14 protein-coding genes are annotated in these 22,847 nt (G+C 61.3%); 8 read left to right on the plus strand and 6 right to left on the minus strand.

All coding sequences use genetic code 11. The features are described from left to right. Nucleotides 1-357: 357 nt before the first annotated feature. From ACO77H_RS14670 to tpx, 5 genes are all read right to left on the minus strand, one after another. Nucleotides 358-1,827, minus strand: coding sequence for an efflux transporter outer membrane subunit (locus ACO77H_RS14670; RefSeq protein WP_432754160.1), 1,470 nt, complete (start codon nt 1,825-1,827; stop codon nt 358-360). Then, nucleotides 1,824-4,931 carry an efflux RND transporter permease subunit gene (locus ACO77H_RS14675; protein WP_432754161.1) on the minus strand — a complete coding sequence of 1,036 codons (3,108 nt, stop codon included), beginning with the start codon at nt 4,929-4,931 and terminating at the stop codon, nt 1,824-1,826. Before ACO77H_RS14675 ends, ACO77H_RS14670 begins: the two co-directional genes overlap by 4 nt. Continuing rightward, a complete protein-coding gene (locus ACO77H_RS14680) occupies nt 4,928-8,029 on the minus strand; it encodes an MdtB/MuxB family multidrug efflux RND transporter permease subunit (RefSeq protein ID WP_432754162.1) in 3,102 nt (1,033 codons plus the stop codon). The genes ACO77H_RS14675 and ACO77H_RS14680 overlap by 4 nt, the downstream gene beginning before the upstream one ends. Further along, the gene (locus ACO77H_RS14685) at nt 8,026-9,330 is read right to left on the minus strand and encodes an MdtA/MuxA family multidrug efflux RND transporter periplasmic adaptor subunit (protein WP_432754163.1); all 1,305 of its coding nucleotides are present in this window, start codon (nt 9,328-9,330) and stop codon (nt 8,026-8,028) included. The genes ACO77H_RS14680 and ACO77H_RS14685 overlap by 4 nt, the downstream gene beginning before the upstream one ends. A 233-nt stretch (nt 9,331-9,563) precedes the next feature. Beyond that, on the minus strand, nt 9,564-10,064 hold the full coding sequence (gene tpx / locus ACO77H_RS14690; RefSeq protein ID WP_432754164.1) for a thiol peroxidase: 501 nt from the start codon (nt 10,062-10,064) through the stop codon (nt 9,564-9,566). Between the two features lie 166 nt (nt 10,065-10,230). Here tpx and ACO77H_RS14695 point away from each other — a divergent pair, with 166 nt between their 5' ends. The 3 genes from ACO77H_RS14695 (at nt 10,231) to ACO77H_RS14705 (ending at nt 16,384) form a co-directional block, all read left to right on the plus strand. Then, the gene (locus ACO77H_RS14695) at nt 10,231-11,523 is read left to right on the plus strand and encodes a glycosyltransferase (protein WP_432754165.1); all 1,293 of its coding nucleotides are present in this window, start codon (nt 10,231-10,233) and stop codon (nt 11,521-11,523) included. Nucleotides 11,524-11,595: 72 nt separating this feature from the next. Next, entirely contained in the window at nt 11,596-12,501 is a 906-nt protein-coding gene (locus tag ACO77H_RS14700) for an AraC family transcriptional regulator (RefSeq protein ID WP_169951808.1), read from the plus strand. A gap of 100 nt (nt 12,502-12,601) precedes the next feature. After that, nucleotides 12,602-16,384 carry a hypothetical protein gene (locus ACO77H_RS14705; protein ID WP_432754166.1) on the plus strand — a complete coding sequence of 1,261 codons (3,783 nt, stop codon included), beginning with the start codon at nt 12,602-12,604 and terminating at the stop codon, nt 16,382-16,384. 71 nt (nt 16,385-16,455) lie between these two features. Here the strand turns inward: ACO77H_RS14705 and ACO77H_RS14710 are convergent, their stop codons facing one another. After that, entirely contained in the window at nt 16,456-16,728 is a 273-nt protein-coding gene (locus ACO77H_RS14710; protein ID WP_170041362.1) for a chitin-binding domain-containing protein, read from the minus strand. A 251-nt stretch (nt 16,729-16,979) separates the two neighbouring features. Here ACO77H_RS14710 and ACO77H_RS14715 point away from each other — a divergent pair, with 251 nt between their 5' ends. The 5 genes from ACO77H_RS14715 (at nt 16,980) to ACO77H_RS14735 (ending at nt 22,802) form a co-directional block, all read left to right on the plus strand. Continuing rightward, on the plus strand, nt 16,980-18,290 hold the full coding sequence (locus ACO77H_RS14715; protein ID WP_169951814.1) for an ABC transporter substrate-binding protein: 1,311 nt from the start codon (nt 16,980-16,982) through the stop codon (nt 18,288-18,290). A 162-nt stretch (nt 18,291-18,452) separates the two neighbouring features. Beyond that, nucleotides 18,453-19,340 (plus strand): carbohydrate ABC transporter permease, encoded by an 888-nt coding sequence (locus ACO77H_RS14720; protein WP_051903031.1) that lies wholly within the window; start codon nt 18,453-18,455, stop codon nt 19,338-19,340. A gap of 10 nt (nt 19,341-19,350) precedes the next feature. Beyond that, the gene (locus ACO77H_RS14725) at nt 19,351-20,181 is read left to right on the plus strand and encodes a carbohydrate ABC transporter permease (RefSeq protein ID WP_169951816.1); all 831 of its coding nucleotides are present in this window, start codon (nt 19,351-19,353) and stop codon (nt 20,179-20,181) included. A 27-nt stretch (nt 20,182-20,208) separates the two neighbouring features. Then, nucleotides 20,209-21,312, plus strand: a complete 1,104-nt coding sequence (locus ACO77H_RS14730) for an ABC transporter ATP-binding protein (protein WP_169951818.1) — start codon at nt 20,209-20,211, stop codon at nt 21,310-21,312. A gap of 17 nt (nt 21,313-21,329) precedes the next feature. Beyond that, a complete protein-coding gene (locus ACO77H_RS14735) occupies nt 21,330-22,802 on the plus strand; it encodes a mannitol dehydrogenase family protein (protein ID WP_169951820.1) in 1,473 nt (490 codons plus the stop codon). Nucleotides 22,803-22,847: the final 45 nt, after the last annotated feature.

Consider the following 22,847-nt stretch of genomic DNA (forward strand, 5'->3'; position numbering starts at 1 on the left):
CTCGTGGCTGACGATACGAACGGCGTCCATGCCGTGGAAAAGTCGCAGATTGTAGCGAGAATAATTCTTGTACAGGTGGAATATTGTCACAAGGCCATTACTGAAAATGTATGGCCTGGGAGGGCAAAACTACGCCCTGTGGGAGCGGGCTTGTCGGATCGCCGTATCGCCGCGAAGACGTCGGCCCAGCAAGCATTGATGTTGACTGAACCACTGCTTTCGCGAGCAAGCCCGCTCCCACAAGGGATCTGCGCTTAACTGACTGGCACTAGGGCTTGCCCGCGATGGCGTCAGTAATAACACCTGAGGGTTTATCAGTTGTTCATCCGTTATCGTTGACGACCATCGCCTACAGGGTCAGGGTTTCTCTTGCGGCTCCAACTGGCCATCCCAGCCGCCGCCCAGCGCTGCGATCAGTTGCACACTGGCCACCAGGCGAGTCTGCAGCAAGGTCAGCACGGTGCGTTCGTTGCTCAATGCCGTGGCCTGGACGTTTACCACATCCAGGTAGGCAATCAGGCCCGCCTTGTACTGGTTCTGGGTCAGGCGCAGGGATTCGCGTGCCGACTCCAGGGCTTCGTTGCTCACGCCCGCCTCATCTTCCAGGACCTTGAGCTGGACCATGTAGTTTTCCACCTCGCGGAAACCGTCAAGCACGGTCTGGCGGTACTTGGCCACGGTTTCGTCGTAGGACGCTTCGGCGCGGTCGACTTCGGCCGAGCGCTGCCCGCCGTCGAACAGGGTCATCGCCAGTTTCGGCCCCACCGACCAGAAACGGTTCGGCAGGCTGATCCAGTCGGCGTAGGTGCTGCTGGAATAACCACCGGCCAGGCTCAGGGTCAGGTCCGGGTAGTAGGCGGTTTTCGCCACGCCGATATTGGCGTTGGCGGCGATCACCGCGCGTTCGGCCGAGGCGATGTCCGGGCGGCGCTCCAGCAGTTGCGATGGCAGGTTGGCAGGGATCTGCGGCAAGGCGGGAATGTCCTTGCTTACCGCCAAGTTGAAGGTGGCCGGCGCTTCGCCGATCAACACTGCAATGGCGTTTTCCAGCTGCGCACGCTGCCAGATCAGGTCGATCAGGCTGGCCTGGGTGCTTTTGAGCTGGGTCTGCGCCTGGGCCACCGCGTCCTTGCCGGAGACGCCGGCGCGGTACTGGTTCTGGGTCATTTGCAGCGAGCGCTGGTAGGTCTCGACGGTGGATTGCAGCAAGCGCGTCTGTTCGTCCATGACCCGCAGTTGCAGGTAGTTCTGTACCAATTCCGACTGCTGGCTCAGGCGCATGGCGGCCAGGTCGGCGGCGCTGGCTTGCTCGCTGGCGTTGCTGGCCTCCAGGCCGCGGCGCAGTTTGCCCCAGATATCGGCTTCCCAGCTCACGCCCAACTGGGTGTTGAGGGTGTCGCGGATACCGCTGCTGGAGCTGCTCAAGCTCGCATTGCTGCTGCCGGTGCCCTGGCTGGCGCGGGTTTTCCCGGCGCTCAGGTCGACGGTGGGGAAGAATGCGCCACGGGAACTGCGGGCGGTGGCCTGGGCCTGGCGGTAGCGAGCTTCGGCCTGGGCCACGGTCTGGTTGGCGTTGTTGAGCTTATCCACCAGGCCGTTGAGTTGTGGGTCGCCATACAACTCCCACCAGGCGCCACGGGCCAGGGCATCGCTGGGCGCGGCCTGGCGCCAGCCCTGGGCTTCTTTGTACTGCGCCGGCTCGGCGACTGGCGGGCGTTGGTAGTCGGGGCCGATGGCACAGGCGCTGAGGAGCATGGCGCACACAACTGTAGGCGCAAGCTTGCTCGCGAAAAACCGCAGGCCGCTACAAAAGGTTGGGTTGGTCATAACGGAGTGTCCAGGGCAGCATCGGTACGCACCCCGCGCCAGCCGTTGAAACGGTGGCGCAGGCGGTCGAGATAGAGGTAAACCACCGGGGTGGTGTAAAGGGTCAGGATCTGGCTGAAGACCAGGCCGCCGATAATGGTCAGGCCCAGGGGCTGGCGCATTTCCGCGCCTTCGGCGGTGCTCAGCAACAAGGGCAGGGCCCCGAGGATCGCCGCCAGGGTGGTCATCAGGATTGGCCGCAAGCGCAGCAAGCAAGCGCTGCGAATCGATTCCAGGGGCTGCATGCCTTCCTTGCGCTCCAGTTGCAGCGCCAGGTCGATCATCAGGATCGCGTTTTTCTTCACCACACCGATCAGCAAGAACAGGCCCAGCAGCGAGATCAGGCTGAACTCGCCGCCCAGCACGTAGATCGACAACAGCGCGCCGACCCCGGCCGACGGCAGGGTCGAGAGAATGGTCAGTGGGTGGATGTAGCTCTCATACAGAATCCCCAGCACCAGGTACACCGCCACCAACGCGCCGAGGATCATGAACGGCTGGCTTTTCTGGGTGGCGGCAAAGGCGTCGGCGGTGCCGGCCATCTTGGCGATCACGTCTTCCGGTAAGCCCACCTTGGCGATCGCCCGCTCGATTGCAGCCGTACCCTGCTCAACCGTGACCCCGGGGGCCATGTCGAAGGCGATGTCTTCGGAGGCAAATTGCCCCTCGTGGCTGACGCGGTCGTCGGCCAGGCTGTTTTCGTAGTGGGCGATGGTCGACAGTGGAATTCGCGCGCCATCAGCGGTAATCACCTGCACCTGGTTAAGGGTGATCGGGTCCTGGGCGTATTTCGGATTGACCTCCATCACCACCCGATACTGGTTGAGGCTGTCATAGATGGTGGAAATCTGCCGCTGGCTGTAGGCGTTGTTCAGCACCGAGGTGACCATGTTCATGTCCACCCCCAGGCGCTTGGCCTGGTCGCGATCGACAATCAGCGTCACCTGCTGCGCCCCGCGCCCTTCACGAGCGTCGATGGCGGTCAGCTCCGGCAGCTCACGCAGCGCGGCGACCACTTTCGGGTACCACAGGCGCAGGGCGGCCAGGTCGCCACTTTGCAGGATGTAGGAATATTGCGAGGACGTCTGGTCACGGCCGCCGCCAAATTGCAGGTCCTGGTCGGCCATCAGCATCAAGCGGCCGCCGGGTACCAGCGGCACGTTTTTGCGCAGGCGCTCGATCACCGCCTGGGCCGACAACTTGCGTTCCTTGATCGGCTTGAGGCGCACCAGCATCACCGCGTTGTTGGTACCGTTGCTGCCACCGATAAAACCGGCCACGCTTTCCACCGCCGGGTCTTGCAACACGGCTTTGCGGAAGATCTCCATCTTCGGCTGCATGACACTGAATGACAGGCCATCATCGCCGCGCACAAAACCGATCAGTTGCCCGGTGTCCTGTTGCGGCATGAAGGTTTTGGGCACCACCACATACAGCGCGATATTCACCCCGATGGTGACGAACAGGCTGAGCAGGGTCAGGCGCTTGTGCCGCAGCACCCAGTCCAGGCTTTTGGCATAACCCGAAACCATATGGTCGTTGACCTTCTGGCTCCAGCGCTGCAAGCCGGTCTGCTGGCCTTTGACATGGGGCTTGAGCCAGCGCGCGCAGAGCATCGGGGTCAGGGTCAGCGAGACCACCAGCGACACGATGATCGCCGCCGCCAGGGTGATGGAAAACTCACGGAACAGGCTGGTGACAATCCCGCCCATAAACAGGATCGACAGGAACACCGCCACCAGCGACACGTTCATCGACAACAGGGTGAAGCCGACCTCCTTGGCTCCCAGGTACGCCGCTTTCATCGGCGCGATGCCGTCGTCGATATGCCGCGAGATGTTCTCCAGCACCACGATGGCATCGTCCACCACCAGGCCGGTGGCGAGGATCAGGGCCATCAGCGACAGGTTGTTCAGGGAAAACCCATACAGGTACATGATCGCAAAGGTGCCCACCAGCGACACCGGCACCGCGAGGGTCGGGATCAGTGAGGCACGGAAGTTACCGAGGAACAGGTACACCACCAGGATCACCAGAGCCACGGCAATCAGCAGGGTCATTTCCGCTTCATGCAGGGTGGCGGTGATCACCGGCGAGCGGTCCATGGCCAGGTTGAGCTTGACGCTGGACGGCAATACCGCCTGCAACGCCGGCAACTGGGCCTTGATCTGCTTGACGGTCTCGATGATGTTGGCGCCGGACTGGCGGTTGATCACCAGCAATACCGCCGAGTCGTTGTTGAAGAAGCCACTGTTGTAGCGGTCTTCGACGCCGTCGCTGATCTTGGCCACGTCACTGAGGCGCAACGCCGCGCCGTCCTGGTAGCGGATCAACAGCGGCTCATAGTCCTTGGCTTTTTCCAACTGGTCATTGGCCTGGATCTGCCAGTTGCGCTCGCCATCTTCCACCGAGCCCTTGGGCCTGCGTACGTTGGCGTTGGCGATGGTGTCGCGCACCTCGTCCAGGGACACGCCGTACTGGTCGAGGGCCTTGGGCTCCAGTTCGATACGCACCGCCGGCAGGGAGCTGCCGCCGATCTGCACTTCGCCCACACCCGGCACCTGGGACAGGCTTTGCGAGAGGATGGTGGACGCCAAGTCGTAGAGCTGGCCCTTGGGCAATACGTCCGAGGTCAGCGACAGCACCATGATCGGTGCCTGGGACGGGTTGATCTTGCGGTAGGTGGGCATGCTGCGCATGCCGCTGGGCAACAGGTTGCGCGAGGCATTGATCGCGGCCTGCACTTCTCGCGCCGCGCCGTTGATATCGCGGTCGGAGTCGAATGCCAGGATCACCCGGGTCGAGCCCTGGCTGGACGAACTGCTCAGGGTGGTGACCCCGGCAATCGCACCGAAGGAGCGCTCCAGCGGCGTGGCCACGGTAGACGCCATCACTTCCGGGTTGGCGCCAGGCAGGCTGGCAGAGACCACAATCACCGGGAAGTCGATCTGCGGCAATGGCGACACCGGCAGCAGGCTGAAACTGACACCGCCCAGCAACATGATCGCCAGGCTCAGCAACATGGTGGCTACCGGCCGGCGAATAAAAGGTCCGGACAGGTTCATGGCTCAACCGGCTCCAGCGCGTCCGGGGTCTTGCGCCAGCGACGGCCAAGGCGGTCGAAGTACAGATAGATCACCGGCGTGGTAAACAGCGTGAGGATCTGGCTCAGCAGCAAGCCGCCGACCATCACCAGGCCCAGGGGCTGGCGCAACTCGGCGCCGGAGCCGGTGGCCAGCATCAACGGCACCGCACCGAACAATGCCGCGAGGGTGGTCATCAGGATTGGTCTGAAGCGCAGCAGCGCCGCCTGGTAGATCGCAGTCTGCGGGTCCAGGCCCTGGTTGCGTTCGGCGTCGAGGGCGAAGTCGATCATCATGATCGCGTTCTTTTTCACGATGCCGATCAGCAGGATGATGCCGATGATCGCAATCATCCCCAGGTCATTGCCCGTGAGCAGCAGCGCCAACAGGGCCCCCACCGCTGCCGACGGCAAGGTCGAGAGGATGGTGATCGGGTGGATGTAGCTCTCGTACAGCACGCCAAGCACGATGTACATGGTCACCACCGCCGCGAGGATCAGCAGCAAGGTGCTCGACAGCGACGCTTCGAACGCCTGGGCAGCCCCCTGGAACTGGGTCTGCACGCCGACCGGCATGCCGATGTCCTTCTGTACCTGGTTGATCAGCTCCACGCCCTTGCCCAGGGCCACACCGGGTGCCAGGTTGAACGACATCATCACCGCCGGGAACTGGCCGATATGGGTAATCGCCAACTGCGCCTGGCGCTGCTCGATGCGGGCCAGGCTCGACAGGCGCACCTGGCCGCCATCGGTGGTCTTCACGTGGGTCTGGTTCAGCGCGTCCGGCCCCAGGCTTTCGCCGGACTGGGCCTGCAACACCACGCGGTACTGGCTGGCCTGGGTGTAGATCGTGGAAATCTGCCGCTGGCCGAAGGCGTCATACAGCGCGTCGGTGATATTGGCCACCGACACCCCCAGGCGCGAGGCCGCATCGCGGTCGATCACCATGTACACCTGCAAGCCTTTGTCCTGCAGGTCGCTGGCCACATCGGTGAGTTCCGGGTACTGGCTCAGGGCCTGCACCAGCTTGCCGCTCCACAGGGCCAGTAGCTCGGCATCCGGGGAGGACATGCTGAACTGGTATTGGGTGCGGCTGACACGGTCTTCGATGGTCAGGTCCTGCACCGGCTGCATGAACAGGCGGATGCCCACCAGTTTATCCAGTGTCGGTTGCAGGCGTGCAATCACCTCGACAGCGCTCAAGTCCCGCTCTTTATGGGGCTTGAGGTTGATCAGCAGGCGGCCACTGTTGAGGGTGGCATTATCGCCATCGACGCCTATGTAGGAAGACAGGCTTTCCACCGCAGGATCTTCGAGGATGATCTTCGCCAGTTCCTGCTGGCGCTGGCTCATGGCCGCGAAGGAAATCGACTGCGGCGCCTCGGAAATACCCTGGATCACCCCGGTGTCCTGCACCGGGAAGAAACCCTTGGGCACTACCAGGTACAACACCACCGTCAGGCCCAGGGTGGCGATGGCCACCAGCAGGGTCAGCGGCTGGTGCTTGAGCACCCACTGCAGCTTGCGGCCGTAGGCGGCGACCAGCCAGTCGATCCAGGCGCCGCTGGCCTTGTAGAAGCGCCCCTGTTCTTCTTCCTTGGGTTCGCGCTTGAGCAGGCGCGCGCACATCATTGGCGTCAGGGTCAGGGACACCACCAGGGAAATCAGGATCGCCACGGCCAGGGTGATGGCAAATTCGCGGAACAAGCGCCCGACCACATCGGCCATGAACAGCAACGGGATCAATACCGCAATCAGCGACAGCGTCAGGGAAACAAGGGTGAAGCCGATCTGCTTGGCGCCCTTGAGCGCGGCGGCCAGCGGCGTCTCGCCTTCCTCGATATAGCGGGAGATGTTCTCCAGCATCACGATGGCATCGTCCACCACAAACCCGGTGGCGATGGTCAGGGCCATCAGGGTCAGGTTATTGATGGAGAAGCCGGCCAGGTACATCACGCCAAAGGTGCCGACCAGGGACAACGGCACGGCAATCGAGGGGATGATGGTGGCGCTGAAACGGCGCAGGAACAGGAACGTGACCATCACCACCAGGGCAATGGCGATCAGCAATTCATGCTGCACATCGGTGACCGAGGCGCGGATGGTCTGGGTGCGGTCGGTGAGTACCGTCACGTCAAGGCCGGCCGGCAGGTTGTCGGTGATGCTTGGCAGCAGCGCCTTGATCCGGTCCACCACCTCTATCACGTTGGCCCCCGGCTGGCGCTGGATGTTCAGCAGCACCGCCTGGTTTTCATTGGCCCAGGCGGCGAGGCGTTCGTTTTCTGCGCCATCGACGATTTGCGCGACGTCTTTAAGGCGCAGCGGTGCGCCGTTGCTGTAGGCCAGGATCAGTTCGGCATACTGCTCGGGCGATACCAACTGGTCGTTGGCATCGAGCATCGACACCCGGGTCGGGCCGTCGAAGTTACCCTTGGGCTGGTTGACGTTGGAGGCGGCGATCAGGCTGCGCACGTCCGCCAGGTTCAAGCCATTGGCGGCCAGGGCCTCGGGGTTGACCTTGATCCGCACCGCCTGGCGCTGGCCGCCGGCGATGCTGACCATGCCCACGCCGCTGATCTGCGCGATTTTTTGCGCCATGCGCGTATCGACCAGGTCGTTGAGCTTGGGCAACAGCATGGTCTTGGAGGTGATGGCCAGGGTCAGGACCGGGGTATCGGCCGGGTTGACCTTGTTGTACACCGGTGGCGCCGGCAGGTCCGAGGGCAGCAGGTTACTGGCTGCGTTGATCGCCGCCTGCACCTGTTGCTCGGCCACGTCCATATTGACGTCGAGGTTAAAGCGCAGGGTCAGCACCGAGGCCCCGCCGGAACTGGTGGACGCCATCTGCGTGAGGCCGGGCATTTGCCCGAACTGGCGCTCCAGGGGCGCGGTGACCGCGCTGGTCATCACGTCCGGGCTGGCGCCGGGGTACAGGGTCATGACACGGATGGTCGGGTAATCCACCTGGGGCAAGGCCGACACCGGCATCAGGCGATAGGCAATCAGGCCGGCCAGGACAATGGCCAGCATGCTCAGGGTGGTGGCGACGGGCCTGAGGATGAACAGCCGTGACAGGTTCATGCGCCGGCCTTTTGCGCCTTGCCGGCGTCAGCCGCCGGGCTGCCTTCGCCTTTCGCCGCGGGTTTGCCCTGCAAATGCTCGGTTGGGGTGGTCGGGACCAGGTTGCTGTCGTTGACCACTTCGATGTCGGTGCCGTCCTTCAGGCGGTCGGTGCCTTCGAGCACCACGCGATCGCCTGCGGCCAGGCCTTCCTTGACCACGGTGTTCTGGCCATCGGTATCCCCAATCACCAGGGTGCGGATCTTGACTTTCTTGTCACCGTCCAGGGCATAGACAAAGGTGCCGTTGGTGCCGAACTGGATCGCCGCCGAGGGAACCAGCACCACGTTTTTCAGGGTGTCGGCCAACAGGCGCACATTGACGAATTGGTTGGGGAACAGCACCTGGTCCTGGTTATCGAAGCGGGCCTTGAATTTCAGGGTGCCGGTGGCGACATCGATCTGGTTGTCCAGGCTCTGCAATACGCCGGTGGCTTGCAGTTGCAGGTCGCCACGGTCCCAGGCCTGCACCGGTAGCTTGTTGCCGCTGCGGTAGCGGGCCAGGACGGTTTGCAGGCTGTTCTCCGGCAAGGTGAATGCCACGCTGATCGGCTGGGTCTGGGTGATGATCGCCAGGGCGGTGGCGTCATTGGCCGCTACCAGGTTGCCGACGTCCAGCTGGCGCAGGCCGACACGCCCGGAAATCGGTGCGCGGATCTTGGTGAATTCCAGGTTGAGCTTGGCGTCATCCACCGCGCCCTGGTTGGTCTTGACCGTGCCCTGGTATTGCAGGACCAGCGCAGCGGCGGTGTCCAAAGTCTGCTTGGCGATACTGTCCTGTTCATACAGGCCGCGATAACGCTCGAGGTCGACCTGGGCGTTCTTCAATTGGGCCTGGTTTTGCAGCAGCGTGCCCTGGGCCTGGAGCAAGGCGTTCTGGTAGCTGCGCGGGTCGATTTCTGCCAGCAGGTCGCCGGCCTTGACCATCTGCCCCTCTTCAAAGGCGATCTTGACCAGTTCTCCCCCCACCCGGCTGCGCACATTGATGGTGTTCAGCGCCGTCACAGTGCCCAGCGCCTTGTAGTACACCGGGAAATCCCCAGTGATCGCGGGCGCGACACGCACGGGTACCGCAGCACCTGAGCCGCCGAAGCCGGGACGCATCATCCCCGTCTTGCTGGTCCGGGCTGCCGGGGCCTCTTTCTGGGCGGCGCCGGTCGGCCAGAACTTCCAGCACAGCACGGCAACAACCAACAGGACGAGCAAGCCAAACAGCCAGCGGCGGGAACTACGGGGGGACGATTGCATGGATTGATCAACCATTGGATGCGAGGGCTTCTACTGTGGGAGGCTGAAAGATAAGCACTGGGGCGCGTTTAGAAAAGCGCCTTTACCGGCTATTTACCTTCGCGCTTACAAACATTTACTTTTCGAAGTGAAATGTCAGCAATTTGGGCTAAACCGCTGAAGCACAAATAAAAACGGCCTGGACTAGGCCAGGCCGCAAGCATGCATCATACGTGTTACTGCAAAGCGACAGTAACGCGCAGCCGCAATTACTTCAGTACAGCCAGCACCGCTTCGTAGTTTGGCTCGTGGGCGATTTCGCCAACCAGCTCGCTGTGCAGCACCTTGTCGTTTTCGTCCAGTACCACCACGGCGCGGGCGGTCAGGCCCTTGAGGGCGCCGTCGGCAATGGAAACACCGTAGTCAACGGCAAAATCGGCGCTGCGAAAGTCCGACAGGTTCTTCACGTTTTCCAGGCCTTCGGCACCGCAAAAACGGGCTTGGGCGAATGGCAGGTCGGTGGAGATGCACAGTACAACGGTGTTGTTCAGCTCGTTGGCCTGGGCGTTGAACTTGCGCACCGACGTGGCGCAGGTCGGGGTGTCAACGCTTGGGAAGATGTTCAGTACTTTGCGCTTGCCGGCGAAAGTCGCCAGGGTGACGTCCGACAGATCGCCTGCGGTCAGGGAAAAGTCGAGGGCCTGGGTACCGATTTGCGGCAACTCGCCTTCAACCTGGACTGGGTTGCCTTTGAGGGTGACTTGAGCCATGAACGGAATCCTTATGCTGGGTTGGATGAAACGAATTCGAGAGGCAGAAGTTAACCACAAAGTTCGATTTACACCTATGGCCGTCACAAATTGTCATGACAGCGCCTGGGCCGACGGCTGTGGTTTAATTGCGCCGCTTTTGCCCTGCCCTTGAAGGAGTTCGTCGTTGAAGAATCAGCCTGCCACCCAAGTCCTGGTCATCGGTTACGTCTGGCCGGAGCCCCGCTCCTCGGCAGCTGGCGGACATATGATGCAGATTTTGCAGAGCTTTCTTTCGCAAGGCTGGGAAGTAACCTTCAGCAGCCCAGCCGCTATCGGTGAACACAAGGCCGACCTCGCGGCACTGGGTATTCGCGAATGCGCTATCGAGCTCAATAACCGCAGTTTCGACGACTTTATCCGTGAACTGGCCCCGGATATCGTGCTGTTCGATCGTTTCATGATGGAGGAGCAGTTCGGCTGGCGCGTAGAGAAGCATTGCCCGCAGGCCTTGCGCGTGCTGGAGACTTCGGATTTGCAGAGCCTGCGCGATGCCCGCCAGCAGCGCCTCAAGGATTACCTCAAGCATCAGCCGGATGCTGACGATTTCAGCCCGTTATTCGCCCAGGTCCTGGACCAGGAGTTCCAGAGGATGGCCGACACCGACCTGGCCAAGCGCGAGATCGCCGCGATCTACCGCTGTGATATCAGCCTGATGATTTCCGACGTCGAAATCCAACTGCTCACCGAGCACTTCAAGGTGCCGGCCGCCCTGCTCCACTGGTGCCCGTTGATGGTCGAGGCGCCCAGCCAGGCGTTTATTCCTTATGAAGACCGCGCGCACTTCCTGAGTATCGGCAACTTCCGCCACGCACCCAACTGGGATGCGGTGCTCTGGATGAAAAACAGCCTCTGGCCGTTGATTCGCCAGCAGCTCCCCGGCGCCCAACTGCATATCTATGGGGCCTACACGCCGCCCAAGGCCACTGCGCTGCATAACCCGGCGCAAGGCTTCCATGTGATGAACTGGGCCGAGGACGCGCTGCAAGTGATGTCGGCGGCGCGCATCTGCCTGGCCCCGCTGCGCTTCGGCGCCGGGATCAAGGGCAAACTGGCCGATGCCATGCTCTGCGGCACCCCCAGTATCACCACTCCCATCGGCGCCGAAGGCATGGGCGACGGGCAACCCTGGCCGGGGATGATCGCCCAGAGCGCCACGGCCTTGGCCGCTGCTGCCGTGGCCCTGTACGCAGATCGGCAAGCCTGGACCGAGGCCCAGGCACATGGCGAGCAACTGCTGGCCCGTCGCTATGCCCCGCACAACCACGGCCCGGCCTTGGTCGAGCGCCTGCAACACTGCCTGGGCGAGCTGGCGCAACATCGGCGCGACAACTTTACCGGCAGCATGCTGCGCCACCATCTGCACAAAAGTACCCAATACATGGCGCAGTGGATCGAGGCAAAAAACCGCCCCGTTTAAACAGCGGCGCTGGCGAGGTGACGTGCAACGGGGCATTATCGGCTGCGCAACCACAATAAAAGCGACGCCAGCATGAGCCGAGCAACGCGCATCACCGACCCTTCCTACGAGTTGATGGACGACCACAACGGCCTGTCCATCATCTATCGCCAGCATGGTTTCCCCTGCCCCCTGGTGCGCTGGCACTTTCATAAGGAGTATGAGCTGCACTTGATTGTCGCCAGTTCCGGCAAGGTGTTTATCGGCGACTATATCGGCAACTTCTACCCGCAAAGCCTGTTCCTCACCGGCCCCAACCTGCCCCACAACTGGATCAGCCAGGTGGAGGAAGGCGAAGTGATCACCAAGCGCGACATGCTGGTGAATTTCACCGATCAGTTGCTGGAGGACGGCAGCCAGGTCTTCACCGAGTTCAAGAGCCTGGCGCCCTTGCTGGAGCGCGCGCAGTACGGCATCGAATTTCGCTGCAAGAACACCATCGCCCAGGCCATGACCCTGATGCAACGCATCGAGGATGCCCAGGGCATGGCGCGGCTGGGGCACTTCTTTGTATTGCTGGAAGCACTCTGTGCCTGTGAGGACTACCTGGTGCTGTCAGGAGGGACTACAGCGCAGTTGGCCGATGAACACAGCATCGACCGGACCAACCGCGCGGTGGACTACATCTTTGCCCACTACGCCCGCGAACTGTCCCTGGAAGAAGTCGCGCAGTACCTGGGGATGAAACCCACCTACTTCTCCCGGGTGTTCAAACAGGCCACCGGGCGCACCTTCGTCGAGTTCGTCAACCGCCTGCGCATCAGCAAATCCTGCGAGTTGCTGGCCGTGGGCGACAAGGCCGTGACCGATGTGTGCTTTGAGTCGGGGTTCAACAACATCTCCAATTTCAACCGGCGCTTCCAGCAGCTCAAGGGAATGACGCCCTCACACTACCGGCGCTTGGCAGTGCAGCGCCTGACGGAACAGAACCTGGCCTGACAGCGACCACTCGTCGCCACTGTCAATTTTGACAGTTATATGCAGCAGCACCTTGGGTGTGTGATGTCCGTGGCCAGTTACCTCTGCACACGGAGCACCCATGATGAAGAACACCGAGTCATCCAACCCGAGCACTTTGCCCTGCCTCCCCCATCCAAGACCTGTGGACCCAAGCGTTATCGACGACCTGGACCCGCCTGACGTCAGCGATGCGGTGCGCACGCTACCAGACGCGGTGCGCGGCCTGGGGATACGCCACACCGAGCCGTGGCTGACCGTGCATTTCCCGCGCTGGACCCAATTGACTGTCGGCGATAGGTTGAACTTCTTCATGGGCAGCAACCGCTTTGCCCTTGTGTCGACGGAAATCCGCGATGAGGATCTGGACAAGACGTCGGTGGCGTTGGTGATTCTCCCGCCATTGGTGCCACTGGGTTATACCTACCCGTGTTTTTACGAGGTCATCCGCAGGGGCAGCGGCACCACCAGCAGCTCGCCCTACGAAACCTGGTATGTCAAGCGCACTCGCCCCGGCGGGGTCAGTAAAGATCCCGGGCTGGCGTATCACACGGAACTGGTGATACACCTGCCACCCGACCTGGAAGGCGGCGTGATAGACCCCCATCGCGCCGCCGAAGGGGTGGAAATGACGATCGACCCTTACCCCAACCTGACCGAAGGCGACACCGTCGAGGTGTATTGGAACGGTTACCCCATTTCCTTGAGGCTTGATGCCGAGCATGTCGCCGGCATCAAGCCGATCACCGTATTGGTCCCGGAATCAATCATCCTGCTGGGCGGCAGTGGGGTGGTGACTATTCGCTTCCGGGCCTACGACAAGGTGTTCAACTTTTCCGGGGAAACCCAGCAATGGTCGAAGGCGGTCACGGTCGTCAGCGACCTGGACCCTTACCTGCTTGACGCTCCGCATTTTGTAGTGGACGGGGACTCCGTTATCGACGTCAACCTCGACATCCACAACGACTTCAATATCGAAATGGTGGTACCGCGGCGCCTGCCCAATGGCGCCTCGACCCCTACAGGCGCGTTGATCGTAGTGACGTTGCGAGGCGCCGATGCCGATGGCCTGCCGTTCGAAAGGACCCTGCCCGCGTTTGCAGCACGCATTGGCCTGTCGTCGTCCGTCGCCGTGGCCCCCCAATACCTGCAGGCGGTGCTCAACGGCCACCTGCAAATCGAGTACAAGCTGACCACGGCCACGGGCGTGTTCCTCGCCTCCTCCCGACGCCTGAATATCACGGTGTTCGGCACCAGGAGCTCGATGCCGCCGATGATCATCGAGCAAAACGAGGGCGGCAACATTGTCCCGGACCATCCTTTTATCAAGGCGATTTTCCCGCGTTACACCCCATACGACCGCAACTACAGCGTGACCCTGCGCATGGAAGCCGTGCGCCCAGGCGGCGGCCTGGTGGTCTACGAAGAAACCCTGTTGGCCGGCGCCGAGCCGCCTCCGGAGCGTTTTCGCATTGTGCTCAAGGAGAATTTCGATCGCTTCGTCGGGCTGGGCACCGTACGGGTGTACTACCTGGTCGACACCGGCACCCTGGGTATCCTGAGCCCCAGTATTCAGACGGTGCGCATGTCAGAGGTGCTGGAAGTCACCTTTGGCCCCCGCTATGCCGATCTGCCATCGCCCCTGATGCAATATGTCGATGAGTTCAACAACCTGGACCCGGCGCGCATCAAAGGTGGTCAGTTGCAGGTAACCCTGCCCTACACGCGCACCGCCAATGGCGACATTCTGCGCTGGACATTGTTGGGCGCGACCAGCAACGGCACTGCCGGCGATGAGATACGCCTCAACAATGCAACAGCGGGCAAGCCGGTGGTATTCACCCTGGAAGAGGCGTTGATCCGTGCCAGCGAAAATGGCGAGCTGCGCCTGAGCTATTCGCTGGTGCCTGCAAGCGGTGGCCCCACGCTCTACTCGGACGTGTTAGTGGTCACGGTGGGTGCGGCCCTGGACCTGTTGCGCCCAGAGGTATTGCAAGCCCAGCGCTACCCCGACCAACTGTTGCCGGAGGCGGCGCTGAACGGTGCCACCATCACTGTCACCTACCCGCAAATGCTGCCTAGCCACCGTATCCAGGCCTGCTGGAGCGGTATCCCGCAATTGGGCACCTATTGCGAAACCAAGGATGGCAACACCTCCAGGACCCTGCATTTCGAGGTGCCGGCAGAGGTCATCGGGGCCAACCTCAGCGAATACGGGCGTTACATTCAGGTGCAGTACTTTGTATTGCTGGGTGCCCACCAAAAACCTTCGCCGGTATTGAGCCTGAATCTGTTGGCGCCGGTACTGCCCCTGCCCTATATCGAAGGCCATACCAGCAGCGTGCTGAATCTCAGCAACCTGGTCGGCTCCGAGCGCGCCATGGTTGATCGCTGGAACTTTATCAACCGCAATCAACGCATGTGGTTTGAACTGCGCGGCACCTCTGCCAATGACACGCCCTTTGTTGCCGTGCTCTACGACGGTGACCTGGTGACCTACAACGGCGAACAGATCGGGATCCGCCCCCAGGCGCCGGTGGCGCAATTGCGCCAGCTCAAGGACGGCTCACAACTTGTGATGCGCTTTGGGGTGACGTTTGACCAATCGACCGAACAGGCCAATGCACTGTGGTTCCCGGAACGCCGTTACACCGTGCAGGCCATTCCCGCCGAATTTCCAGTGCCCCGAGTGCTCGAGGCCACGGGTTCGGGAGCCGCGGTAACCCTGACACCGCTCAATGCGCAAAACGGGGCGACGGTAGAGGTGGCCTACAGCCCGATGTACACCACCGACAGCCTCACCCTGGAGGTACTGGGTGCCAGCGGGCCAGGGTCGGTGCAACTGGGGCCGAAAAATGGCGAAGCCGATGGCACGGTGACTTTCAGCCTGCCGGCCGCGTTGATTGCCGCCAATCTGGACAATCGCGACAGCGTGTTCACCGTGCAGTATTCCGTCTTGCGCAACGGCGTGCGCCGTTCGTCAACGGTGTTGAGCGTGACCCTCAAAGCCATCCCGGTGACTGAGCTGAAAAAAACCGTGCTGCGGATCGACGAGGCTATCAGCGGTGTACTGGATGTGGGCGAACTGGCCGGCAACGCCACGGCAACCGTAGGTACCTGGCCACTTATTGCCAGGGACCAGCCCGTCTGGCTGCGCTTGCTCGGCAACCGGCCCAACGGTGCGGCCCACAACCTGACCCTGTTGGACGGTTCCTACGGCGACCGGGTGACCTCTGGCTGGTTGAGCCTTGGGTATCACCAGCAAACCATCCTCAATAGCTACCTGTCGGACCTGGGCAACAACAGCCAACTGACCCTGCAATTTAAGGTGGCGTTCAACAACAGCACCGAAGAGTCGCGGGCAATTGAGTTCCCGCCGGTCATTTACACCATCCGCAGCAGGATGATCACCGACGAGACGACCTTTACCGGCTCCTTCCTCAATGGTTGGCTCAGCCAGTGGCCCAATACCGGGATCCGCCGCGAGGCAAACGGCAATTACTACCTGCAAGCCGCCCCCTACCCCGGCAGTGGTGTGAGGATTTACAAAACCTTCACCCCCGCCGCAGTGGGCTACTATCGGGTAAGTTTGCGCTTCAGGATCAGCAAGTTCGCGGATATCGGCGGGCCGACCAGTGTATTTATTCATATAGGCAACTTGACCAAGAACGTGGCGATACCCAGCATCAATACGTGGTTGTATGCCGATGTGTATATGGGATATTTGCCAGGCCAGCCATTTGAGGCGTCAATTGCCATAACTAATCCGTCAACCGAGGGTATCTACGATTTTGACGACATCATCATCCAGCAGCGGCCTTATCCAAGTCAAATAACCCTGGAGCAGGAAGACGGGGTCGACTGATCTACTACTCACCCCCTGAAAACACAAGGCCCCCAGTGAAAACACTGGGGGCCTTGTGGGTTTACACGGGCTCACTCACATTGTCTGGTCGCTTCGTTGAACTCTTTGCCTGCCGGGCAAGTGTAGCGATAAAGCGTATATTTCTTAGTGCTTGAATTATACACACAGCGGTAATACCCACCGGCGATTTCGACACTTTTGAAATAACCCTCACGCACGCATTCATCAAAATTACCGGAAGAAGGTGACTGCCCTGTGCATGCACTGACAAACAGTGCGACGACCATGCCAAGAGCAACTTTGTAGAGCCAGTTAATGTCGGGTCTTACGGTGGAATAGTTCATGAACATATCCTCGGTTGGTTGTGCACAACAATTAACCCTTGATTCCTTTAGATCGTCTACTGTCAAAAGTAACAGGTCGCCCATGGCACCCATCGACCAGTGCAAAAAAGTATCAGTGCAAGTGTGTCCAAGGATTTGTCACCGGGCCTGCACAAGGCTGTAATCAACGCACACTCTTCCTGCTGCCCTGGAAGACACAACAACAATAACTGTCCTTCTGCAGCCCTCTGGGCGCAGATACGGAGTGCGCGATGAAGTTCCCAGCAAAAGCCCTGCTTGCCTGTACCTGCATGACCCTCAGCGCCGTCAGCCTGGGTGCACAAACCCTGACCATTGCCACCGTCAACAACAGCGACATGATCCGCATGCAAAAGCTCTCGAAAACCTTCGAGGCCGAGCATCCGGACATCAAGTTGAACTGGGTGGTGCTCGAAGAAAACGTGCTGCGCCAACGCCTGACCACCGACATCGCCACCCAGGGCGGGCAGTTCGATGTGCTGACCATCGGCATGTACGAAGCTGCACTCTGGGGCGCCAAGGGCTGGCTGGAGCCGATGAAGGACCTGCCGGCGTCCTACGACCTGGACGATGTGTTCCCTTCAGTGCGTGACGGCCTGTCCGTCAAGGGCACGCTGTACGCCCTGCCGTTCTATGCCGAAAGCTCCATTACCTACTACCGCAGCGACCTGTTCAAGGCCGCCGGGCTGAGCATGCCGGAGCATCCGACCTGGGTGCAGATTGGCCAGTTTGCCGAAAAACTCACCGACAAGAGCAAGGAGCAATACGGCCTGTGCCTGCGCGGCAAGGCCGGTTGGGGTGAGAACATGGCGCTGATCAGCACCCTGGCCAATGGCTATGGCGCGCGCTGGTTCGATGAGAAATGGCAACCCGAATTCAATGGCCCTGAGTGGAAGGATGCGCTGAATTTCTACGTCGACAACATGAAGAAGTCCGGCCCACCGGGCGCTTCCAGCAACGGTTTCAATGAAAACCTGGCGCTGTTCAACAGCGGCAAGTGCGCGATCTGGGTGGACGCCAGCGTCGCCGGTTCGTTTGTCACCGACAAGACCCAGAGCAAGGTCGCCGAGCATGTCGGCTTCACCTTTGCCCCGCAACAGGTCACCGACAAGGGCACTTCGTGGCTGTATTCCTGGTCGCTGGCGATCCCCACCAGTTCCAAGGCCAAGGACGCGGCCAAGGTCTTCAGTGCCTGGGCGACGTCCAAGGAGTACGGCGCGCTGGTGGCCAAGACCGATGGCATCGCCAACGTACCGCCAGGCACCCGCGCCTCGACCTACAGCGAGCAATACATGCAGGCCGCGCCCTTTGCCAAGGTGACGCTGGAGTCGTTGAAAGTCGCAGACCCGACCAAACCGACCCTCAAGCCCGTGCCCTATGTCGGCATCCAGTTGGTGACCATTCCCGAGTTCCAGGCCATTGGCACCCAGGTGGGCAAGTTCTTCGCCGGCGCCCTGACCGGCCAGCAGACAGTCGACCAGGCCCTGGCTGCCGCGCAAACCACCACCGAGCGGGAAATGAAGCGTGCCGGCTACCCCAAATAGCCCAGGCTCACCCTCGTAAATGTAGGAGCTGGCTTGCCTGCGATAGCGGTCGATCAGTTAACTGATTTATCCACTGACAGGCCGCCATCGCAGGCAAGCCAGCTCCTACATTGACCGCACTCCAAGGCTGATTCTGTTTGCCTCCAATGGGTTCTGATTGTCATGAATACGTCTAAAAGCCGCCTGCTCAACCCCGGCTGGTTCCTCGTCAGCCCCTCGGTGGCCCTGTTGCTGCTGTGGATGATCGTGCCGCTGGGCATGACCCTGTATTTTTCGCTGATCCGCTACAACCTGCTCTACCCCGGCGAAAACCAATTCGTGGGCCTGGAGAACTTCACCTACTTCGTCACCGATTCCGGCTTTTTGCCCGGTGCCACCAACACCCTGTTGCTGGTCGGCAGCGTGCTGCTGATCAGTGTGGTGCTGGGGGTGTTGATCAGTGCCTTGCTGGAGGCCAGCGAGTTTTTCGGCCGGGGGCTGGTGCGGGTGTTGTTGATCTCGCCGTTCTTCATCATGCCCACGGTCGGTGCGCTGATCTGGAAGAACCTGATTTTCCACCCGGTGTCCGGCGTACTGGCGGCGGTGTGGAAGTTGTTTGGCGCGCAGCCGGTGGACTGGCTGGCGCACTACCCGCTGCTGTCGATCATCATCATTGTGTCCTGGCAATGGCTGCCCTTCGCGATCCTGATCCTGATGACCGCCATGCAGTCCCTGGACCAGGAACAGAAAGAAGCCGCGCGCCTGGACGGTGCCGGCCCGATTGCGATCTTCTGGCACCTGACCTTGCCGCACCTGGCCCGGCCCATTGCCGTTGTGGTGATGATCGAGACCATCTTCCTGCTCTCGGTATTCGCTGAAATCTTCACCACCACCAACGGCGGCCCCGGCTACGCCTCGACCAACCTCGCCTACCTGATCTACAACCAGGCGCTGGTGCAGTTCGACGTGGGCATGGCCTCGGCCGGCGGCTTGATTGCCGTGGTCATTGCCAATATCGCGGCGATCATCCTGGTGCGGATGCTCGGCAAAAACCTGACTGACAAGCCTTGAGGGCCGCGCCATGACGCTTCAACAATCCCGCCGCCTGCAAAGCCTGTTGCTCGGCACCCTGGCCTGGGCCATCGCGATCGTGATTTTCTTCCCGATCTTCTGGATGGTGCTCACCAGTTTCAAGACCGAAATCGACGCGTTTGCCACACCGCCGCAGTTCGTTTTCACGCCCACCCTGGAGAACTACCTGCACATCAATGAGCGCAGCAATTACCTAAGCTTCGCCTGGAACTCCGTGGTGATTTCCTTCAGCGCCACCGCCTTGTGCCTGCTGATTGCAGTGCCGGCGGCCTACTCCATGGCGTTCTACGAAACCCAGCGCACCAAGGGCACGTTGCTGTGGATGCTGTCGACCAAGATGCTGCCACCGGTGGGCGTGCTGATGCCCATTTACCTGCTGGCCAAGAGCATGGGCCTTTTGGATACGCGCATCGCGCTGATCATCATCTACACCCTGATCAACCTGCCGATTGTGGTGTGGATGGTTTACACCTACTTCAAGGACATCCCCAAGGACATCCTCGAAGCCGCGCGCCTGGATGGCGCCACCTTGTTGCAGGAAATGCTGCGGGTGCTGCTGCCCATCGCCAAGGGCGGCCTGGCGTCCACCGTGTTGCTGTCGCTGATCCTGTGCTGGAACGAGGCGTTCTGGTCGCTGAACCTGACCTCCTCGAATGCCGCACCGTTGACCGCGCTGATCGCCTCCTACTCCAGCCCCGAAGGTTTGTTCTGGGCCAAATTATCTGCCGTCTCGACCCTGGCCTGCGCGCCGATCCTGATCTTCGGCTGGATCAGCCAGAAGCAACTGGTGCGCGGCTTGTCCTTTGGCGCAGTGAAATAACGACCCCTTATAAAAAGGAGGCCCATCATGGCCAACCTGAAAATCACCAATCTGCAAAAAGGCTTCGAAGGTTTCTCCATCATCAAGGGCATCGACCTGCAAGTGAACGACAAGGAGTTCGTGGTATTCGTCGGGCCGTCGGGCTGTGGCAAGTCGACCCTGCTGCGCCTGATTGCCGGCCTTGAGGAAGTGACTGAGGGCACCATCGAACTGGATGGCCGCGATATCACCGAAGTGACCCCGGCCAAGCGCGACCTGGCCATGGTGTTCCAGACCTACGCCCTGTACCCGCATATGAGCGTGCGCAAGAACATGTCGTTTGCCCTGGACCTGGCCGGCGTCGACAAAACAATCGTCGACAGTAAAGTCAGTGAAGCGGCACGCATCCTGGAGCTGGGCCCGCTGCTGGAGCGCAAGCCCAAGCAGCTGTCTGGCGGCCAGCGCCAGCGCGTGGCCATTGGCCGGGCGATTGTGCGTAACCCGAAAATCTTCCTGTTCGACGAGCCGCTGTCCAACCTCGACGCCGCCCTGCGCGTGCAAATGCGCCTGGAACTGGCGCGCCTGCATAAAGAACTGCAAGCCACCATGATTTACGTGACCCACGACCAGGTCGAAGCCATGACCCTGGCCGACAAGGTGGTGGTACTCAACAGCGGGCGCATCGAACAGGTCGGCTCGCCGCTGGAGCTGTATCACCAGCCGGCCAACCTGTTTGTCGCAGGCTTTCTGGGTACGCCGAAAATGGGCTTTCTCAAAGGCCAGGTCACCCGGATCGAGGGCCAGGGCTGCGACGTGCAACTGGACGCCGGCACCCTGATCAGCCTGCCCTTGAGCAGCGCCAGCTTGCGCGTGGGCAGTGCGGTGACCCTGGGCATCCGCCCCGAGCACCTGGAACTGGCCGCGCCGGGCGATACCACCCTGACCGTCACCGCCGACGTGGGCGAACGCCTGGGCAGCGACACGTTCTGCCATGTGCTCACCACCAGCGGCGAGCCGCTGACCATGCGGATCCGTGGCGACATGGCCAGCCAGTATGGCGAGACCCTGCAACTGCACCTGGACCCGGCGCACTGCCATCTGTTCGACACCGACGGTGTGGCCGTGGCCCGCCCACTGCGCGCTGCCGCCTGATTTCGCGAGATTTTCTGATGAAACTCAATAAGCAAAACCTCACGCAGCTGTCGCCTGAAGTGCGCCTGCCCGCCTACACCATCGCCGATACGCGCCAGGGCATCGCCCATATCGGCGTCGGCGGTTTCCACCGTGCGCACCAGGCGTATTACACCGATGCCCTGATGAACACCGGCGACGGCCTGGACTGGAGCATCTGCGGCATCGGCCTGCGGGCCGAAGACCGCAAGGCGCGCGATGACTTGGCGGGCCAGGATTATCTGTTTACCCTGTACGAACTGGGCGATACCGACGACACCGAAGTACGAGTGATCGGCGCCATCAGCGACATGCTGCTGGCACAGGACGGCGCCCAGGCCCTGATCGACAAGCTGGCCAGCCCTGCAATCCGCATCGTCTCGCTGACCATCACCGAGGGCGGCTACTGCATCGACGATAGCAACGGTGAGTTCATGGCCCACCTGCCGCAGATCCAGCATGACCTGGCCCACCCCGACGCGCCCCAAACCGTGTTCGGTTTTATCTGCGCGGCCCTGACCCAGCGCCGGGCGGCGGGCGTGCCTGCCTTTACCGTGATGTCCTGCGATAACCTGCCGCACAACGGCGCCGTGACTCGCAAGGCGCTGCTGGCGTTCGCCGCATTGCGCGATGCCGAGCTGCATGACTGGATCAAGGAGCATGTGAGTTTCCCCAACGCGATGGTCGACCGCATCACACCGATGACCAGCACCGCGCACCGTTTGCAACTGCATGATGAACACGGCATCGACGATGCCTGGCCGGTGGTGTGCGAACCCTTTGTGCAATGGGTGCTGGAAGACAAGTTCGTCAACGGCCGCCCGGCCTGGGAACAGGTGGGTGTGCAATTCACCGACGACGTCACGCCGTATGAAGAAATGAAGATCGGCCTGCTCAACGGCAGCCATCTGGCCCTGACTTACCTAGGGTTTCTCAAGGGCTACCGGTTTGTCCACGAGACCATGAACGACCCGCTGTTTGTCGCGTATATGCGCGCCTATATGGACCTGGACGTGACCCCCAACCTGGCGCCGGTGCCGGGCATTGACCTGGGCGAGTACAAGCAGACCCTGGTGGACCGCTTCTCCAACCAGGCGATTGCCGACCAGTTGGAGCGGGTGTGTTCCGATGGCTCCTCGAAGTTTCCCAAGTTCACCGTGCCAACCATCAACCGCCTGATTGCCGAGGGCCGCGACACCGAGCGGGCGGCACTGGTGGTGGCAGCCTGGGCTTTGTACCTGCAAGGCGTCGACGAGAACGGCGTGCGCTACCGCATCCCCGACCCCCGCGCCGACTTCTGCCGGGCGCTGGTGGCGGATGACGCCTCGATCAGCCAGCGCTTGTTGGGTGTGGAAGAGATTTTTGGCACGGCGATTCCCAATTCGCCTGAGTTTGTGGCAGCGTTCGAGCGGTGTTTTGTCAGTTTGCGCGATAACGGTGTCACAAAGACCTTGAAACGACTTACCGACTGAAGAACCCCACATTGCTCGGGTTTTCACCCTGTTTTCTGCTGAGTA

Source organism: Pseudomonas sp. WMBT8, from assembly GCF_050916005.1.
Lineage (GTDB): Bacteria > Pseudomonadota > Gammaproteobacteria > Pseudomonadales > Pseudomonadaceae > Aquipseudomonas.

Bases quoted from the DNA above. Each gene is read 5' to 3' on its own strand.
- ACO77H_RS14735 (WP_169951820.1), top strand. From the start codon at position 21,330: ATGAAACTCAATAAGCAAAACCTCACGCAGCTGTCGCCTGAAGTGCGC.
- ACO77H_RS14710 (WP_170041362.1), bottom strand. From the start codon at position 16,728: ATGAACTATTCCACCGTAAGACCCGACATTAACTGGCTCTACAAAGTT.
- ACO77H_RS14700 (WP_169951808.1), top strand. From the start codon at position 11,596: ATGAGCCGAGCAACGCGCATCACCGACCCTTCCTACGAGTTGATGGAC.
- ACO77H_RS14730 (WP_169951818.1), top strand. From the start codon at position 20,209: ATGGCCAACCTGAAAATCACCAATCTGCAAAAAGGCTTCGAAGGTTTC.
- ACO77H_RS14720 (WP_051903031.1), top strand. From the start codon at position 18,453: ATGAATACGTCTAAAAGCCGCCTGCTCAACCCCGGCTGGTTCCTCGTC.
- tpx (WP_432754164.1), bottom strand. From the start codon at position 10,064: ATGGCTCAAGTCACCCTCAAAGGCAACCCAGTCCAGGTTGAAGGCGAG.
- ACO77H_RS14705 (WP_432754166.1), top strand. From the start codon at position 12,602: ATGATGAAGAACACCGAGTCATCCAACCCGAGCACTTTGCCCTGCCTC.
- ACO77H_RS14715 (WP_169951814.1), top strand. From the start codon at position 16,980: ATGAAGTTCCCAGCAAAAGCCCTGCTTGCCTGTACCTGCATGACCCTC.
- ACO77H_RS14725 (WP_169951816.1), top strand. From the start codon at position 19,351: ATGACGCTTCAACAATCCCGCCGCCTGCAAAGCCTGTTGCTCGGCACC.
- ACO77H_RS14670 (WP_432754160.1), bottom strand. From the start codon at position 1,827: ATGACCAACCCAACCTTTTGTAGCGGCCTGCGGTTTTTCGCGAGCAAG.
- ACO77H_RS14675 (WP_432754161.1), bottom strand. From the start codon at position 4,931: ATGAACCTGTCCGGACCTTTTATTCGCCGGCCGGTAGCCACCATGTTG.
- ACO77H_RS14685 (WP_432754163.1), bottom strand. From the start codon at position 9,330: ATGGTTGATCAATCCATGCAATCGTCCCCCCGTAGTTCCCGCCGCTGG.
- ACO77H_RS14680 (WP_432754162.1), bottom strand. From the start codon at position 8,029: ATGAACCTGTCACGGCTGTTCATCCTCAGGCCCGTCGCCACCACCCTG.